Origin of the sequence: Synechococcus sp. PCC 7336, from assembly GCF_000332275.1 — a bacterium.
Taxonomy (GTDB): Bacteria; Cyanobacteriota; Cyanobacteriia; order Thermostichales; family PCC-7336; genus PCC-7336.
On record NZ_CM001776.1, the window covers coordinates 2,357,008 to 2,373,812 of the forward strand.

At 53.2% G+C, this 16,805-nt stretch carries 15 protein-coding genes; 11 read left to right on the top strand and 4 right to left on the bottom strand.

Features of this window, described 5'->3' with window-relative positions:
* Nucleotides 1–168: a multicopper oxidase domain-containing protein gene (locus tag SYN7336_RS32010; RefSeq protein ID WP_083885702.1), complete on the bottom strand. Its 168-nt coding sequence runs from the start codon at nt 166–168 to the stop codon at nt 1–3.
* A 1,023-nt stretch (nt 169–1,191) separates the two neighbouring features.
* Here SYN7336_RS32010 and SYN7336_RS25485 point away from each other — a divergent pair.
* The 3 genes from SYN7336_RS25485 to SYN7336_RS27950 all read left to right on the top strand — a co-directional run bounded on the left by SYN7336_RS25485 (nt 1,192) and on the right by SYN7336_RS27950 (nt 4,554).
* On the top strand, nt 1,192–1,656 hold the full coding sequence (locus SYN7336_RS25485; protein WP_017326032.1) for a hypothetical protein: 465 nt from the start codon (nt 1,192–1,194) through the stop codon (nt 1,654–1,656).
* A gap of 53 nt (nt 1,657–1,709) precedes the next feature.
* Nucleotides 1,710–3,953, top strand: coding sequence for a cation-translocating P-type ATPase (locus tag SYN7336_RS11210; RefSeq protein WP_038025909.1), 2,244 nt, complete (start codon nt 1,710–1,712; stop codon nt 3,951–3,953).
* Between the two features lie 76 nt (nt 3,954–4,029).
* Nucleotides 4,030–4,554 carry a cupredoxin domain-containing protein gene (locus SYN7336_RS27950; protein ID WP_227498643.1) on the top strand — a complete coding sequence of 175 codons (525 nt, stop codon included), beginning with the start codon at nt 4,030–4,032 and terminating at the stop codon, nt 4,552–4,554.
* A gap of 123 nt (nt 4,555–4,677) precedes the next feature.
* Here the strand turns inward: SYN7336_RS27950 and SYN7336_RS25495 are convergent, their stop codons facing one another.
* Both SYN7336_RS25495 and SYN7336_RS11225 read right to left on the bottom strand, forming a co-directional pair.
* Nucleotides 4,678–5,673 (bottom strand): hypothetical protein, encoded by a 996-nt coding sequence (locus SYN7336_RS25495; protein ID WP_156820121.1) that lies wholly within the window; start codon nt 5,671–5,673, stop codon nt 4,678–4,680.
* Nucleotides 5,674–5,994: 321 nt separating this feature from the next.
* A complete protein-coding gene (locus tag SYN7336_RS11225; RefSeq protein WP_026100914.1) occupies nt 5,995–6,270 on the bottom strand; it encodes a thioredoxin family protein in 276 nt (91 codons plus the stop codon).
* A 208-nt stretch (nt 6,271–6,478) separates the two neighbouring features.
* Here SYN7336_RS11225 and SYN7336_RS11230 point away from each other — a divergent pair, with 208 nt between their 5' ends.
* On the top strand, nt 6,479–6,970 hold the full coding sequence (locus SYN7336_RS11230; protein WP_017326037.1) for a hypothetical protein: 492 nt from the start codon (nt 6,479–6,481) through the stop codon (nt 6,968–6,970).
* On the opposite strand, the gene SYN7336_RS27955 is transcribed toward SYN7336_RS11230, so the two are convergent.
* Complete coding sequence (locus SYN7336_RS27955) at nt 6,971–7,591, bottom strand: leucine-rich repeat domain-containing protein (RefSeq protein ID WP_017326038.1); 621 nt, start codon at nt 7,589–7,591, stop codon at nt 6,971–6,973.
* A gap of 163 nt (nt 7,592–7,754) precedes the next feature.
* Here SYN7336_RS27955 and SYN7336_RS25505 point away from each other — a divergent pair, with 163 nt between their 5' ends.
* The 7 genes from SYN7336_RS25505 (at nt 7,755) to SYN7336_RS11270 (ending at nt 16,747) form a co-directional block, all read left to right on the top strand.
* Nucleotides 7,755–8,162, top strand: a complete 408-nt coding sequence (locus tag SYN7336_RS25505; protein WP_156820122.1) for a DNA-binding protein — start codon at nt 7,755–7,757, stop codon at nt 8,160–8,162.
* Nucleotides 8,163–8,295: 133 nt separating this feature from the next.
* A complete protein-coding gene (locus SYN7336_RS25510) occupies nt 8,296–8,694 on the top strand; it encodes a MerR family DNA-binding protein (RefSeq protein ID WP_017326040.1) in 399 nt (132 codons plus the stop codon).
* Nucleotides 8,695–9,024: 330 nt separating this feature from the next.
* Nucleotides 9,025–9,453 (top strand): heavy metal-responsive transcriptional regulator, encoded by a 429-nt coding sequence (locus SYN7336_RS11250; RefSeq protein ID WP_017326041.1) that lies wholly within the window; start codon nt 9,025–9,027, stop codon nt 9,451–9,453.
* 274 nt (nt 9,454–9,727) lie between these two features.
* Nucleotides 9,728–11,281, top strand: a complete 1,554-nt coding sequence (locus SYN7336_RS25515) for an efflux RND transporter periplasmic adaptor subunit (RefSeq protein WP_017326042.1) — start codon at nt 9,728–9,730, stop codon at nt 11,279–11,281.
* A gap of 4 nt (nt 11,282–11,285) precedes the next feature.
* On the top strand, nt 11,286–14,411 hold the full coding sequence (locus SYN7336_RS11260) for an efflux RND transporter permease subunit (protein WP_017326043.1): 3,126 nt from the start codon (nt 11,286–11,288) through the stop codon (nt 14,409–14,411).
* A 56-nt stretch (nt 14,412–14,467) separates the two neighbouring features.
* Nucleotides 14,468–14,947: a hypothetical protein gene (locus tag SYN7336_RS25520; RefSeq protein ID WP_156820123.1), complete on the top strand. Its 480-nt coding sequence runs from the start codon at nt 14,468–14,470 to the stop codon at nt 14,945–14,947.
* A 207-nt stretch (nt 14,948–15,154) separates the two neighbouring features.
* A complete protein-coding gene (locus SYN7336_RS11270; protein WP_156820124.1) occupies nt 15,155–16,747 on the top strand; it encodes a TolC family protein in 1,593 nt (530 codons plus the stop codon).
* The last annotated feature ends 58 nt before the right edge of the window (nt 16,748–16,805 follow it).

The window sequence follows — 16,805 nt, forward strand, 5'->3', positions numbered from 1 at the left end:
CTAAGCCGTGACCTCGACGGTCCCCATCATGCCCAGATCTTCGTGGTCGAGAATGTGACAGTGGTACACCGTTTTCCCTGGAAAGTCAGCAAACCGAGCCCTCAACCGCCATCGGTGGCAATGAGATGGAAGGGAGCTGCAATCGGTAAAACTGGGAGGGAGAGGCATGGAGCAAGCGCAAGCGCAGCAAGCCCCCCGCTGCGAGCTCGAAGTCCTGAAGCCGACCTTGTTATACCTGAGTTCGATGACTCTGCATTGCCCTCACCCCCGGCCCCTCTCCCCAGGGAGAGGGGAGCGACAGCCTCAAACCCGCAATCTACCGTTCTATTCCCCTTCCCCCAAACTTACGGCTGACGCCACGCTTCGCGAGGGGGGAAGGGGTTAGGAGGTGGGGGCCAGTCCCTTGTCGAACTCACGTTTTTATAGTCCAGAGCTTCATTACTGTTCGCTGCTGTTGCAATCTTGTATGGAGTCCTCGACCGAAAGGGCTCTCCGCTCAGCCCTGAATTGCGTTCTTTTGAGTGAAACGATTGCATGACTTTTTCGATCGAGATAGTATCCATTGAATTGACAGGGCTGATTGGCTTTCAGAATTTATCTAGCAAATTCAATAATGCTCTAGATGTACCTCCACAAGGGTTTTATCAACTTCCAATCGTTCCAGAATACCGAGAAGCATCCTAAAATAAAACTGTCAATTAAGGCTTATTCAATTATAGATTGAATCGCATTGTATAAGAGAGCGTAAACCCTTGATATAAACTATGTCTAAGTTGAGATCTAGAATTTTTAGATATTGCACTCGGTCTCCTAAATCCCCCACCAGTGGGGGACTTGCGAGAGGCTATTGGCTTCGTTCTAGAACTTTAAGAATAGCGATCGCCTTCCTCATCTCTAAACCCCAACTAGCACTCTAGTCAAGTCCTCCAGACTGGGGGACCTAGGGGGCAAATGCAGCGATCGACAGCGCCAGTGAGAGGGACTAATAGGTGCCTCATCGAAACGACGAGTTTCAGACTAGACGGGGTTTATATATCTTTTAATGAGTTCTATATCCACCCGAGCTAAGATGAAATCTTTTGCGATGAAGTAAACTTTTGTGCAGATCTCTTTACCCTCCGCTTAGCTGGAGAGTCTATCTTGACCTTGGTACTCGATGGTTTATGCAGTGTAGTACTAGAGGGCTGAATCATGAACGTAACTCGCCAAAACTTTGTCCCCATTTCTTTAATAGGGATATCTCTATTCGTATTGGCAGGGATGCCATTGCTAGCTCAAATAGAAGCAGAAAACCCGGCTGTTCCCAGTGAAACTGCCACCGAGACAGTCATGACTCCCGGACAGATGCGCCAACAGCAGCAACAAATGATGGGTCAGATGCAGGAAAGGATGGGTCGAATGCAGGAAAGGATGGGCCAGATGACCCCAGAGCAGATGGGTCAGCACCATCAGAGGATGATGGGCCAGATGGCACAGATGGCAGAACAGATGGATCGAATGATGTCACAGGCAGGGAATGGAATGATGGGCGGTCCAGATCGGCAAGCTGGGCCAATGATGATGGATGATTCTGGCCGAGGACCTAGACAAGAAATGATGGGTAGCCCCAGCCAACTCTCAGAACCCGAGACTGGCGACCTGACGGTGGAAGAGTAACCATCGCATTCATCGAGCGACATTCATTCAACACTACCTGTGGGTCAGCAGTTATGGAAACTCAACAGCTCCAGCTAAGAGGAATGAGCTGTGCATCCTGTGCCTCGACTATCGAGCAAGCCATCCAAAGTGTTCCGGGAATCATTGAGTGCAATGTTAACTTTGCAACAGAACGGGCTGCCGTGAAGTTCGACAATCGACAAACCAGTCTCAAGCAAATTCAGCAAGCAGTCGCAGATGCCGGATATGCAGCAGAACCCCTGCGGCAAGCTGGGGCCAGTGAAGACGATCCAGAGAAAGCAGCTCGCGAGGCAGAACAGAACGATTTAAGGCGCAAAGTGGTTGTTGGAAGCGTGATGAGTGTACTACTGATTTTAGGAGACCTTCCCGATATGACAGGTTTGAACCTGCCTGGGATACCGATCTGGTTGGGTCATCCTTGGGTGCAGTTCGTATTAGCGACGCCAGTGATGGTCTGGTGCGGAAAAAACGTTTTTGTGGGGGCTTGGAAAGCCTTCAAGCTACATACTGCCGACATGAATACTCTGGTGGCCGTGGGCACCGGAGTAGCGTACCTCTATTCGATATTTGTCACGGTTTTTCCAGATGTCTTGAGCTCTCAAGGTCTGTCGGCGCAAGCTTATTACGAAATAGCTGCGGTCATCATGACATTGATTTTGCTAGGACGTTTTCTAGAAAACCGTGCCAAGGGTATGACCTCGGAAGCAATTCGGAAACTGATGGGTCTACAGGCAAAAACGGCTCGCGTTATCCGCGCAGGTCGAGAGCTCGATATCCCGCTAGAGGAGGTTGTGGTTGGAGATGCAATCTTAGTCCGTCCAGGTGAAAAAATTCCTGTGGATGGAACGGTCATCGAAGGGTCTTCTGCTGTAGACGAATCGATGGTGACGGGTGAGTCCGTACCCGTGATGAAGCGAGCTGACGACGACGTGATTGGCGCGACTATCAATAAAACAGGCAGTTTTAAGTTCCAGGCTGCGCGAGTGGGCAAGGACACCGTGTTAGCTCAGATAGTCGAGTTAGTCCAGCAAGCTCAGGGCTCAAAAGCCCCCATTCAACAGTTGGCCGATCGGGTAACCGGTTGGTTTGTCCCTGTGGTGATTGCGATCGCGATCGCCACCTTCGTCATCTGGTTCAACCTTATGGGGAATGTCACCCTGGCGATGCTGACCACTGTGGGCGTACTGATTATCGCTTGTCCTTGTGCATTAGGCTTGGCGACTCCCACATCCATCATGGTGGGGACGGGCAAGGGCGCAGAGAATGGCATCTTAATTAAGAGTGCCGACAGCTTGGAACTGGCCCATAAACTTCAGGCGATTGTGCTGGACAAAACGGGAACCCTGACGCAGGGTCAGCCCGCCGTCACTGATTTCCAGACGCTGAACGGGAATGATTTAAAACTGCTGCGCTGGGTTGCTGCTGCAGAGCGGAATTCCGAACATCCCCTCGCGGAAGCAGTGGTTCAATTCGCTCGGGCTCGACAAGTGAGCCTGCCAGAAGCGCGGAACTTTAATGCCGTTGCTGGGAGTGGCGTTGAAGCCAACGTGGAAGGTCAGTGGGTGCAAGTCGGTACAGAACGCTGGTTTGGAGAGTTGGGGATCGATATCCAACCTTTGCAGAGGCGCAAACAACAGTGGGAGTCGGAGGGAAAGACGGCGGTTTTGGTAGCCGTTAACGGTCAAGTACAGGGGCTAATCGGGATTGCCGATACCCTCAAATCATCTTCTGCTGCTGCGGTGAAGGCTTTACAACAGATGGGATTGCAAGTGGTGATGCTGACAGGCGACAACAAACGCACTGCTGAGGCGATCGCTCAACAGGTGGGCATTACGCGAGTGTTTGCTGAAGTCCGTCCGGGCCAGAAGGCTGCCAAAGTGAAATCAATTCAGGAAGAAGGCAAGATTGTAGCGATGGTGGGAGACGGCATTAACGATGCCCCTGCGCTGGCCCAAGCTGATGTGGGCATTGCCATTGGTACGGGGACAGATGTGGCGATCGCCGCAAGCGATGTCACGCTCATCTCTGGAGATCTACAGGGGATTGTGACTGCTATTCAGCTCAGCCACGCCACGATGAGAAACATTAAAGAAAATCTCTTCTTTGCCTTTATTTATAACGTCGCTGGCATTCCGATTGCTGCCGGGGTTCTCTTTCCCCTCTTGGGCTGGCTGCTCAATCCTGTGATTGCTGGAGCTGCAATGGCATTTAGTTCAGTGTCTGTGCTGACGAATGCCTTGCGCTTGCGTAATTTCCAACCCAAAACCACCTTATAGCCAGGGAGTCATGAAGCCAATGTTCGCGAAGAATCAGCGATATAATCTTTTACTTAGTCTGGGACTAATCGTTGGGGTGGCTACCGGTACTGCCGTTGCACAAATATCCGAGCCTACTTCACCACCCACTGAGGAATCTCGCCGTGCCGATCGATCTACATCAAGTAAAATTGCTGTCACTCTAGGAGGTTTAGCATTAATTGGTGCAGAGTTATGGTGGTTCCAGTTCAGTAAGACTAAAGCTCGACAAGCCGAAGTGAAGCAGGGGGTACAAGAAATTGAGATCGCCGTTGATGGCGGCTACTCGCCCAATCAGATTGTCGTCATAGCCTGTCAACCCGTTCGGCTTAGTTTTTTTCGTAAAGACCCCAGCAGTTGCCTCGAAAAGGTCATCCTGCCCGATTTTCACCGCGCAGTAGATTTGCATCTCCATCAAACAACACCCGTGGAATTTACCCCAGAGCAGCCTGGAGAGTACTCTTTCCACTGCGGCATGAATATGTTTCGGGGGACTGTGGTCGTTCGCGAACAGACGGCAGACGATCGCACTGCGCCAAAAGTCTCTTCAAACGGCCAAGTTCGAGCTGATTCAGAAAAATGAATGCAACTCTAGATCGTGATGGTTTCGGCATTTTCCAGCATAGGACTTCTCATTGCTTTCCAGAACTGTCGATATGAGAAGAGGTCATCATAGCTGAGATGATAGCTCTTTTGGGCTAGAATTCTAGCGATGCCCAAGCCCATGAGACATAGTTTGATTTTGCAATATATCCAGATCAAAGGGTACAAACAAAATTTGGCCATCAATTTTAACCTGGGCAAACAGCTTTAGATAACCGGCAGTTTTCGGACGCATAAAGAACTTGAGCTCTGGTCCGCTATGCTCATCCAAGCTGCTGGGCTCTTCACCTAGGGGATGAATGTGAGCAATGCCAGTATAGTTTCCCTCATACCCAACAAGATGAGCAAATGCACCTAAGATAGGTTCAAGTGTAGTGACATCCCGACCTTCCTCATCCCTAACGCGGATTGACCCTGTAGCACCATCACTCGTAGTTAAGCTATCGACATCGAATGACAAGTCAAAGGTATAGCCAGCGACTGTTGCTGAAGTATTTACCGTTTCACGAACGCATGGTGCTGCACACGATGCACTGCCTTCTAAGTCAGCGATCGCATATTGCTGGTTGCCATCAACCGGGGTGATGTCTATCCAAATCCGGTAATCATGAGTTGTGTTTGGTGTAAAGCTAAACTGATACTCGCCGGGTTTACCTGTTGGAATGGGGTGTTCGTGATGGTAATCGCGTAGAGATGGATCGACGATCAAAAGGTGAATTTTTTCAGTATGAACTTCGCGCAAATCATCTAACGTCATCGGCGAATTATCATCAACATGCGAGAGTGTGAGGGTGACTGTGACAGTTTCTCCAGGTACAAGGGGGCCATCAGTCGTTGTTTCTAGTTTAACTGCCAAGGGTGTTTCAGGGACTTGTTGTTGCGAGTTGTGATGTGAGGAATGTCCGGCATCGGCGAGAGAGGATAGCGACGTCGGAACTAATAAAGCAAGAGCTACTGTGGAGGTCATCAGTAAATGGCAGATAGGCATGAAGAGAATTCTTTTCACGATTTCCTCACTCATTTGAGTTGAACTGTTGGGAAGACTACCTTCACAGCTATCCCCTGATTGACTGACAAAACTCTCGTCGTCTTGATACAAAAGGGGTCTGGTGGAGCGAGCCTTTAGATGAGATAACTGGCGGATGCTGCAAATGCAAAATTACGACAGATATTCATCATTAGCTCTCGTTGAGTGACTATAGCGATCCGATCTGAGTCGTAAAACTAATGGCATCTTAGGACGCCAGAACCCTTTCCCAGTAAGGATCTCAGGTTTTACAGTTTTTACAAGTAGTTTAGGACTGCTATAGTTACGCATGCACTTTAATCTCTCCCGCTAAGGACAGAGTCAAGTCCTACGACCGGGAATAGCTGCAGTCCTCGCGATCGCTTGCGCGGCACGACTAATCGAGAGTCCACATTATCCTTGTCCCACACCAGCTGCTACGAGAGCCGCCCGAGTCATGGGTTGCTGGTCGCGGCAACATTCAGCCAACTTACCATTCACAACCACAGCAGGAATCCGATAAATTCCATACTGGCTGGCTTTCTGGCTGGCTTCCTCCCCCTGGCTCTTATCTGCTAGAGAGTAGATTCGGACGTCGCAGCTAGGGCAGGCTATTTCGTTAACTAGACGAACAGTCTCATCGCAGAGCGGACAACCGGCTGTAAACACTTCTACAAGTCTTTTGGTCACAGTGCGCGCTTCCTTCAGTAGCTCCAGCTCAACCCTAACCCCTCCAGTTGACTGGATAGTCAAGAGGTAACTGTTAACTTTTTAATCGCAGACTGCGATAGGACTTGATTCTCCATCTCGATGGAGAGTTTAAAATTTATGCGTCATACCAGAAATTGCTCTAGTATGACGGACTCCACTCAGTTAAACTGAAATGCAGAATAGTCCCATGAAATCATTTGCTACTCGCTGGTTCGAGCGTGTGTTATTGCTACCGGAAGTCAATCTGTTTGTCTTTGCTTTCCTAGTAAATTTTGTTTACGAAGTTTGGCAATCTCCTTTCTTTGAGTTTTACGATCGATCGTCTCTGGCAGCTAAGATTGCTGCCATCAATCACTGCACAGTCGGCGATGGCATTATTATCGTCGTCTGTTACTGGATTGCCAGTTTACTGCTGCGATCGCGCTTCTGGATTTTACAGCCGGGTTGGCGACAGGTGGTTTTGTTCGCCAGCCTGGGATTTGCCTATACTTTTGTTTCTGAAATTTACCGAGTGCGGATTGCCCATCTTTACGGCCTTTCAGGGTTAGTTGTGCCGGGAATAGGAATCAGTTGGCTGCCCCTTCTGCAGTGGATTGTTCTTCCACCCTTGATTCTCTACTTCGTGCGTTGGCAGTTACTCGGACATGCAAAAATATCTCAACCTCAGCAAGATCGTTAATTAGTCAGGGCAGCCTATAGTGATTTCTCGTGTGGCTGGCGGTAAAGGCTGACAGTTGTCTAAAGGGTTGCCCGAGAGATCTAATTCCTTTAAATTCCTCAAATTAATCAGTGGACTGACATCGACAACACGGTTATTACTGAGGTGTAGCTCGACCAGATTATCTAAGCTCGATAGCGGACTGAGATCCTCGATCTGGTTGTCTTCGAGATGGAGATAGATGAGCTCATTTAGATTGGCAAGAGGACTAATGTCGGCAATCTGGTTTCCTTCAAGGTGTAGGTCACTGAGCTCAGTTAAATGGGCAAGCGGTGCGAGATCGCGGACCTGATTGTCAGTCACCAGAAGCTCTTGTAGCTTCGAAAGCTTTTGGATACCCTCAAGAGAAGCAATACTGCCTGATTGAGGTCTAGTCCGCGAAATATCTAACTGAGTGATTTGCTCAATCGAATTGGCTCCTGGTGACTGTTCAGTTTGAAGCCTGAGAAACATTCTGATTCCTGCCTCCAGTTGCGGATCTGGGAAGATCCAATCGCGCTCACTTGCTGCCGCACGAGCAATTGGGATGCTTACTATAGTAAAAAACGCGATCGACTGGATGGCGATATTTTTTGTATTCATAATTCACCACGATAGGGCTTTTACCATAGATTGCCATAAGAATAGATGCTTTTCTGCCTGCTCTAATAGCGCATTCATGCAAAGATTGATTACATTTGCTTTAGTCTCCAGTTGAGGGGAGATTTTACGATTGAGGTGTAAGAGGCCGTCTTGCGATCCAAGTATGGGTCCCGGCCAGATGATGTCGCAACGGCACAGGGGCGGAGGCTGGATGAGAGGCGATCGCTGGGGGTACGGCCAGCAGCATGGCAGAATGTATAACCTCAACACCGTTGAAACGGTGCGAGGCACGATTGTCGGCACAGACTCTTTCACACCCTCAGCAGGCATGTCTCCAGGGATGCAAATCTCGGTGAATACTGGCACGGAGACTCTACCCATTCACCTCGGTCCGCGCTGGTTCTTAGATTCGCAAAATTTAAACCTGGCCTCGGGTGATGAGATAGAAGTTACCGGCTCTCGGGTGGACTTTGCAGGCCGCTCGACCATTGTTGCGTCCGAACTGCGGGAAGGGGATACCGCGATCGCCCTGAGAGACTCGGATGGGATACCCAGCTTACGCCCCCGCTAAGCATGGCATCAACCATAGCTTTGGGGCCAGAGGAACAAAATCTAGCCAAGATTTGCGGCGGTTTCTCCTCTCTCCCTCGGGAGAGGAACTGGGGGTAAGGGCAATGCAGAGCTATCGAACTCAGGTTGTACCGATGGAAAAGCAGATCGTGTCTGGTCAAACAACAGAGCTTCTAAAAATAGGAAAACTCAGAGAGGAAAGCGGTATTCCGGTCAAAACCATTCGCTATTACGAAGAACTGGGATTGATTGAGGCAGAGAGGCGTACCGAGGGAGGCTTTCGCCTCTTTTCCAGAGCAATGCTCCCTCGTTTGAGGTTTATCAAACAAGCCCAGGGCCTAGGCTTTAGCCTACGAGAAATTGGTGCAATTATCAAAATCTACAACCGCAGTGAAGCTCCTCGTGGCGAAGTGAAGCAGAATATTCAAGCCAAACTTTTAGAAATCGAAGATAAAATTCGGAAGTTAGAGGAATTGAAAGCTCAACTGATAGCTCTGGTCTCGGATACCCATCCTGCTTCCGTACTCAATTGAATATATGATTTCTCTCTAGATTGCCTTAATAACGGGTAATTTTTAGCTTGTCTCGATCTAGACACCAATGCAAAGATTTGTTACTTTTGCTTTAGCCTCCAGTCAAGGGGAGATTTTACGCTCGACGTGTAAGCATCAATTTCTAGAATGGAGGTTCTGTCTATGATGGATCGAGCTGTTTCTCTCGTTATTCCTCCTGCCGCCACTATTGCTAGAGTAGCTATTGCTGCTTGAAACTTTGTTCGAGCAGTTGCCTTTCAACTCGACGAAACCCTGTCGGGTTGGCACCCACCATCGATTTCGTTCTACGATCGCCTGAGAATTTATACTATGTCTTGCCAAATAACAGAGCTTCTGAAAATAGGAGAGCTCAAGGAAGAAATTGGTATTTCAGTTAAAACCATTCGCTATTATGAAGAACTGGGATTGATTGAGGCAGAGAAGCGTACTGAGGGAGGTTTTCGACTTTTTTCCAGAGCGATGCTCCCTCGCTTGAGATTTATCATAAGAGCCAAGGAATTGGGCTTTAGCCTGCGAGAAATTGGTTCAATTCTCCAAATTCACGATCGCGGCGATATCCCCTGTGGTGAAGTGAAGAAAAACATTCAAGCGAGAGTTTTAGAAATTGAGGATAACATTCGAAAACTAGAGGAACTGAAAACTCAATTGAGAGACTTGATCTCGGATGCTAGTCCTGCCTCTGTTCGGCAGGAGGGAATCATTTGCCCAATTATCCAACACGATAATGATGGAGCTTGACTCTCGATTGTGCATCAAAAAAGCGTGGGTTCCCAACAACTAAGGGCAGCCATGTTTCGATCTAAGACCGCCAGCAGCCTCAAGATCTCCCCAAGAGCGCGCGTGTTGCAAAAAGAATAACAGTATTCTCGATCGCTCCGAGATCGCCGCCTCTGACTGGCATTCATCTTAAGCGAAGGCAAAAAAATCTTCAGGGCTTGACTCTCCACTTGAGGGGAGATACTACATTACGTCAAAGTTCATTCTCCCGCTCTGTCGCGAACTGCTCGAACTTATGCCGAACAAACATATTCTGTCCGACATTGCCCCGCTCCTGCTCTTGTTATCCACCGCTAGTCCCGCCTTTGCCCACGGCGGACATGGGGATGAATTTCAAACGGGCGGAGCGATTTCAGCCGCCGATGCAGTGCAGGTGGATGCCGATACGGCCGAGCGTCTGGGCATCGAGATAACAGCTGTAACGTTGCAGCAACTGACTTTCGGAGTTGAGGCCACCGGACAGTTAGAGCTCCTACCCAACGGCCAAGCAGAAGTCACCAGTCCCGTGGAAGGGACACTCACTCAAGTGTTGGTGGCTCCCGGCGAAACCGTGGAAGCGGGGCAGCCGATCGCCATTCTCTTCAGCCCAGAGTTAGCGGAACTGTACGTCAGCGCGCAGGAGCAAAGCATAGCAGCGGCAACCGAAATGCAGCTAGCGCAGGCAGAGTTGCAATTGGCGCAGCAAAATTACGGGCAACAGCGACAGATTGCTGCGGCTGAGCGATCGCGGGCCGAGATCGATGTCAAAACGGCTCGGGAGCGGTACGAGAATGATAAAGCTCTGCTGTCTCGGGGAGTCATTGCTCGGCAATTGGTGGCAGAGTCAGAAATTCAATTGGCAGCGGCGGAGAGTGCGCTGACTCAAGCCAGCCATTCGCGATCGCTGCTCGAAGCCTCGGCAGAGTTGGAGCGCGCCCAAGCTAATCTGCAGGCCGCTCAATCCCGTTTGCAGTTGAGTGGAACCGTCTACGAAGCTCGCCTCGAGCAATTGGGGGGCAACGTCACTCCAGATGGCATTCTCACCCTCGCGGCCCCCATTGCGGGAGAGGTGGTCGAGCTCGCCGTGACCTCTGGCGAAGCACTGTCAGATGCCGGGCAGTTGCTGATGGCGATTGCGAACAGCGATCGCCTCTTTGCCACCGCCAATATCCAAGAGAAAGATTTAGCCCGCACCTTTATCAACCAGTCAGTTCGGGTGGAGGTGGCCAGTTTGCCGGGGCAGATTTTCCCAGGCCGGGTGGCCAGTGTGGGAGCGGTGGTGGATGGAGCGACTCGCGTCGTGCCGGTACGAGCCGAAATTGATAATGCCGACGGCTCGCTCAAAGCCGGAATGTTTGCCGAACTAGAAATTTTGACCGAACAAACTCCCGCCCCCGTGATGGTGGTGCCCCAATCTGCAGTATTGGAGGTGGACGATCGGACGCTTGTGTTCATTGAGAATGGCAGTGTTTTCGAACCCCTGGATGTGACGGTGGGGCGGACGGCTGGCGATTGGGTGGAGATCGAGAGCGGACTCTTTGAGGGCGATCGCGTTGTCAGTCAGCGGGCCAGTCAGCTCTATGCCCAGTCCTTGCGGGGGAGCAGTTCTGGTGCGGACGACGGGCAGGTTGGAGCAACGGAAACTTCTGGCGCTTCCATGCCTTGGTGGGGGCTGGGCTTGGCTGGCGGGGCGATCGCAGCCAGCACCTTCTGGGCGGGAACGGCCTGGGCGGGGCGGCGCGAACGCGACAAAACCTCAGCCACAAGTGCTCAAACCGACAAGCCCCTTGAAGTCGCGAGAAAACTGTAAAGTCATGCTCAATGCCATTTTGCAATGGTCCATCGTGCAGCGTTGGCTGGTGGTGCTGGGGGCGATCGCCGCGACCGTTTTGGGGGTTTACAACCTCACCCAAATGCCCCTGGATGTCTTCCCCAACTTTGCGCCGCCACAGGTGGAAGTGCAAACCGAAGCCCCCGGATTGGCCCCCGAAGAGGTGGAGTCGTTAATTACGCTACCGATTGAAAGTGCCGTTAACGGCACGCCGGGGGTGCAAACGGTGCGCTCCTCCTCCGCTGTGGGCATTTCGGTGGTGAAGGCCATTTTCCAGTGGGATACCGATGTGTTTCGGGCCAGACAACTGGTGGCGGAACGACTGCAGCAGGTGCGAGAGCAATTGCCAGAGGGGGCAGAATCGCCGCAGATTTCCCCCATCTCCTCCCCCATCGGCACGGTGCTGATGTATGCACTCACTGCTGAAACTACGCCGCTGATGGACGTGCGTCGGTTGGTGGATCGGGATATTAGCAATCGCCTGCTGTCGGTGCCGGGGGTTTCTCAGGTGATTGCTTACGGCGGAGACGTGCGGCAGTATCAAGTGCTGGTGAACCCCGAGCGTTTGGCTGCCTTCGACGTGTCGCTGCAGGAGGTGACGGAGGCTGCTGCTGCCGCCAATGTGAATGCGGCGGGCGGATTTCTGATTACCCCCGATGTGGAAACGATTGTGCGGGGGGTGGGCCGGATTGAATCGCTAGAGCAGTTGGGGCAATCGGTGGTGACCGCTCGGGACGGACGACCGGTGCTGCTGTCGGATGTCGCGGACGTGCGCATTGGGGCGGCTTTGAAGCGGGGAGACGGGAGCGCCAATGGCAAGCCTGCCATTGTGGTGGTGGTCAACAAGCAGCCCGCCTTCGATACTCCGACCGTGACCCGCGCGATCGATCGCGCCATGGCGGAGATTGCAGCCAGTTTGCCCGCCGATGTCGAGGTAACGGAAACATTTCGGCAGGAGAACTTTATCGCTGCGGCCATTCAGAATGTGCGCGGCTCGTTGCGGGATGGCATCATCATTGTTTCGATCGTCCTGCTCTTATTTCTGATGAACTGGCGGACTGCTGTCATTACCTTGTGTGCCATCCCTCTGTCGCTGCTGGTGGGGCTGATCGTCCTGAATGCCTTTGGTCTGGGCATTAACACCATGACGCTGGGGGGATTGGCGGTGGCGATCGGGTCGGTGGTGGATGACGCGATCGTGGATATGGAAAATGCCTATCGCGGCCTGCGCAACAATCAGCTAGAGGGCAACCCAGTCCCCCCCTTGCAGGTGGTCTACGACACGTCAGTTGAGGTGCGCAGCAGCGTGATCTTTTCGACCGTCATTATTGCTGTCGTGTTTGCCCCCATCTTTAGCTTGACTGGGGTAGAAGGGCGCATCTTCGCGCCGATGGGAATTGCCTATTTGGTCTCTATTTTCGCGTCCACGTTGGTGGCGATGACCTTATCTCCCGCACTCTGTGCCTTCCTCTTGACTCATCGCCCCCTACCCAGCGACGAAACTTGGGTGACGGCACTGTCGCAGCGATGCTATCGTCCGATGCTGGATTTTGCCTTGCGCCGTTCGCGGATGGTGTTGCTGACGGCGGCCACTGCTCTGCTGCTGTCGTTACTGCTGTTCTCTGGATTGGGGCGGGTGTTTTTGCCCGAGTTTCAGGAACCTTCCCTCGTGAATGCCATGCTGCTGTATCCGGGGTCGTCGCTGGAAAGTACCAATCAGGCGGGGTTGGCGATGCAGGCGGCTCTCAAAGACGATCCCCGCTTCAGCTCCTTGCAGTTACGGGCGGGGCGCGCGGCGGGAGATGCAGATGCGGGCGGGGTGAATTTGGGGCATTTGGATGTGGAGTTGAGTGCCGAGGGGCTGAGGGATCGAGAGGGGGCGATCGCCGCCATTCGCGCAGAGTTCGCCCGCATCCCCGGCATCGCCCCCAATATCGGCGGATTTATCACCCACCGCATGGACGAGGTGCTCTCGGGGGTGAGAAGTGCGATCGCCATCAAGATTTTCGGTCCCGATTTGGACCAACTGCGCCGGATTGGGCGGGATGTGGAAACGGCCATCCAAGGCGTAGAGGGCTTGGTGGACCTGCAACTGGAACCGCAGGTACCGATTCGGCAGGTGCAAATTCAGTTCGACCGCGCGGCGGCGGCTCGCTACGGTCTGACGGTGGGCCAAATCGCCGAGGTGGTGGAAACGGCCTTGAACGGTCGGGTGGTGTCGCAGGTTCTGGACGAGCAGCAATTGGTGGATCTCGTGGTGTGGCTGCAGGAAGAGGCTCGCAGTAATTTAGAGACCATTCGCAATTTGTTGGTGGACACCCCCAGCGGCCAGAAAATTCCACTGGCGCAGGTGGCCCGCGTCGGATTTGGCACCGGTCCCAATACGATCGCTCGGGAGAATGTGTCTCGCTTGATTGTGGTGTCTGCCAATGTCGCCGGTCGAGATTTGGGCTCGGTGGTGGACGATATTCAAGCCCGCGTGCAGGAACGGGTGAATTTCGACTCGGGCTATTTCATCCAATACGGCGGCCAGTTCGAATCGGAGCAGCGGGCTCGCCACAACCTACTCGTCTTCGGTGGCTTGGCGATCGCCACCATTGCCGTACTGATGTACTTTGCCGTTCACTCCGTTGCGGGAATGCTGGCGATTTTAGTCAATCTGCCGCTGGCCTTGGTGGGAGGGGTGGTTTCCATTGCGCTGGGCGGCGGCGTGCTGTCGGTGGCCTCGATGGTGGGCTTCATTACTCTGTTTGGTGTGGCCACTCGCAATGGCTTGCTGCTGGTGGATAACTACAACAGCAAATTCGCTCGGGGGATACCGCTGCATCAGGCGATCGCCTCGGGATCGATGGAGCGGTTAGTGGCGATTTTAATGACAGCCCTGACTTCTGCCTTGGGGATGTTGCCGCTGGTGTTCGGTCGCGGTGCGGGGCAGGAGATTTTGCAGCCGCTGGCGGTGGTGGTGTTGGGAGGACTGTTCACTTCGACAGCTCTAACGCTGGTGGTGCTGCCCGCCCTGTATGCCCAATTCGGCAGATTCTTGATCTCCGAGCGCTCGACTGCTGCACCTAAACCCAAAATTTTGGCAGAGTTTGAAGCCAGTCTCTGAGTTTCAGAGGCGATCGCAAAGTTTCCAAACCCTAGTTCACTTAGAGGATTACCCCCATGACCGTCAAACCATCCACTGCCATCCTGCTAGCTTGCGCGGGCATCGCAATGTCCGCCTTTGGAGCATTCGCAAGAGGAATGAGTTTCGAACAGCAGGCATCTCGCGCGGAGAGTTACGTCCCTGCCACAGGCTCGGGGTCGGCTTTACTGGCCCACGTCGACGCGCAATATGGCGGTCAAGCACTGGAATCGGGGGATTATTTCTTGGAATTCGTGCCGGAGATCGAAGCAACGACTGTTCATCTCGATTTCTTCCTCGAAACCCGCGACACCCACGAAGCCATTCCCGATGCAGCCGTCAAGGTGCAAGTTCAACTGCCCGACGGCAGTCAGGCAGTGCTAGACATGACCTACGATGCCGAGGGCCAGCACTACACCACAGTTTTAGACAGCACAGTGGCTGGAGAGTATCGGGTGGCGGTATTGAGTGATATTCAAGGCCAAAAAGTGAATGGTCGCTTCCGGTTTACGCGCTAGGGCGAACCCTATGAACGTCAGTTCGGCAGGTGTCTGGCCCCCATCCCCTAACCCCTTCCCCCAAACTTGGGGGAAGGGGAACAGAACGGTAGATTGCGGGTTTGAGGCTGTCGCTCCCCTCTCCCTGGGGAGAGGGGCTGGGGGTGAGGGCAATGCAGCGCCATCGAACTCAGGTATATAAAGGAATTTTGTTGAGGGATAAAGCTCTTGCATAACGCGATCTCAACCGCTCTGAATGACGATTTATCTAGCTGCCTTTGCCCCCTAGAGCCCCCACTCGTGGGGGGCTCTAGCCCAGTTGTTGTCGAACCCGATCGAGCTCGGAAGCCCCAAAGACAATCTCGCACCAGTCCTCCAATGTTGAGTTTTGGGGGGGAGAGGGCAACACAGCTTCTGGTTGCAGCAACTGTCGGCAGCACTATCCTTTCCGGCTTGGCTCCGTCCGCGATCGCCCAGACGATCGCCCTGCACCTTCCCGACCCACCCGCCACGACCCGTCAAGCTCCACCTCTAGAAACCAGTCTCGATCGCCTGCTCTTACCCACCCAACCGGCGGACGTGCAACTGCAAGACCTACAGCCCATCACGTTAGATGAAGCGGTCGATTTAGCACTGCAAAACAACCGGGGTTTGCAAATTGCCCGACTGGTACTGCAGCGCAGCCAAGCGGGTTTGCGAGAAGCCCGGGCTGAAAATTTCCCCACCTTGGCAGTAGCAGGGGACGTTGAATACGAGCAAGATGCCCGCGAAACCCTCGACGATCGCCAAGATGGGGAAGACAACCCCGACAGCTTGTTTTTGGATGCCGCCATCGAACTCGAATACGACCTATTCAGCTTTGGTCGGCGGGGGGCAGAGCAGGCAGCAGCCCGAGCGCAAATCCGCTCGGACGAGTTGGAGATCCAGCAACTGGAGCAGCACATTCGGCTGGATGTGGCGATCGCCTACTATGCCGTGCAAGAGGCGCAAGAGCAGTTGCGGATTGCGCGGGCGGGGGTGAAAAATTTCCGTCGCAGTTTGAGCGATGCCCGCTGGCTGGAGCGGGCAGGTAGGGGATCGCAGTTTGACGTGGTGCGGGGGGAAGTGCAATTGGCCAACGCCCAGCAGGAGCTGATTCGGGCGGAAGGGACAGCAGAGATTGCGCGGCGGGAGTTCACGCAACTGTTGGGGCTGGGGGAGATGGCAAACGTCACAACTGCCGATCCGGTGGCTGTAGCGGGGGAGTGGGATCTGAGTTTGGAGGATAGCATTCTCTTGGCCTATCACAATCGGGCTGAATTCGAACAACTGCTAGCGGAAAGGCGGATTGGCCTGCAACAGCGACGGGCCGAGCTCGCAAGCACTTGGCCCCAGTTCAATTTATTTGCCAACTACCAATTGACAGACGATCTGGAAGACGACATTGGCGGCAACGACGGCTATGCAGCGGGGGTGAGAGTGCGGTGGAATTTTTTTGATGGGGGGGCGGCACGGGCAGCAGCAGCGCAGGCGGCGGCAGATGCGGCGATCGCCGAGGTTCGGTTTGCCGATACCCGCAGTCAAATTCGCTTGGAGGTAGAGCGGGCGTTTAGGGCATTAGAGTCCAATGCCAGCAATCGAGAGGTGGCTGACGCGGCACTGGAGGGAGCGCGACAGGGGTTGGCAAGTGCTCGTTTGAGGATGCAGGCGGGGGTGGGAACTCAGTTAGATGTATTGGTGGCCGAGGGCGACTTGACTCGGGCGGAGTCGAATCGGGTGAGTGCTTTGTTGAATTACAATCGGGCCTTAGCCGAGTTGCAACGAGCTGCTAGCGTTCTATAGCAGCGGTTGGGTAGCCGTTCTGTCCCGTGAAATCATTACAGTTCTCACTCTTCTCGCC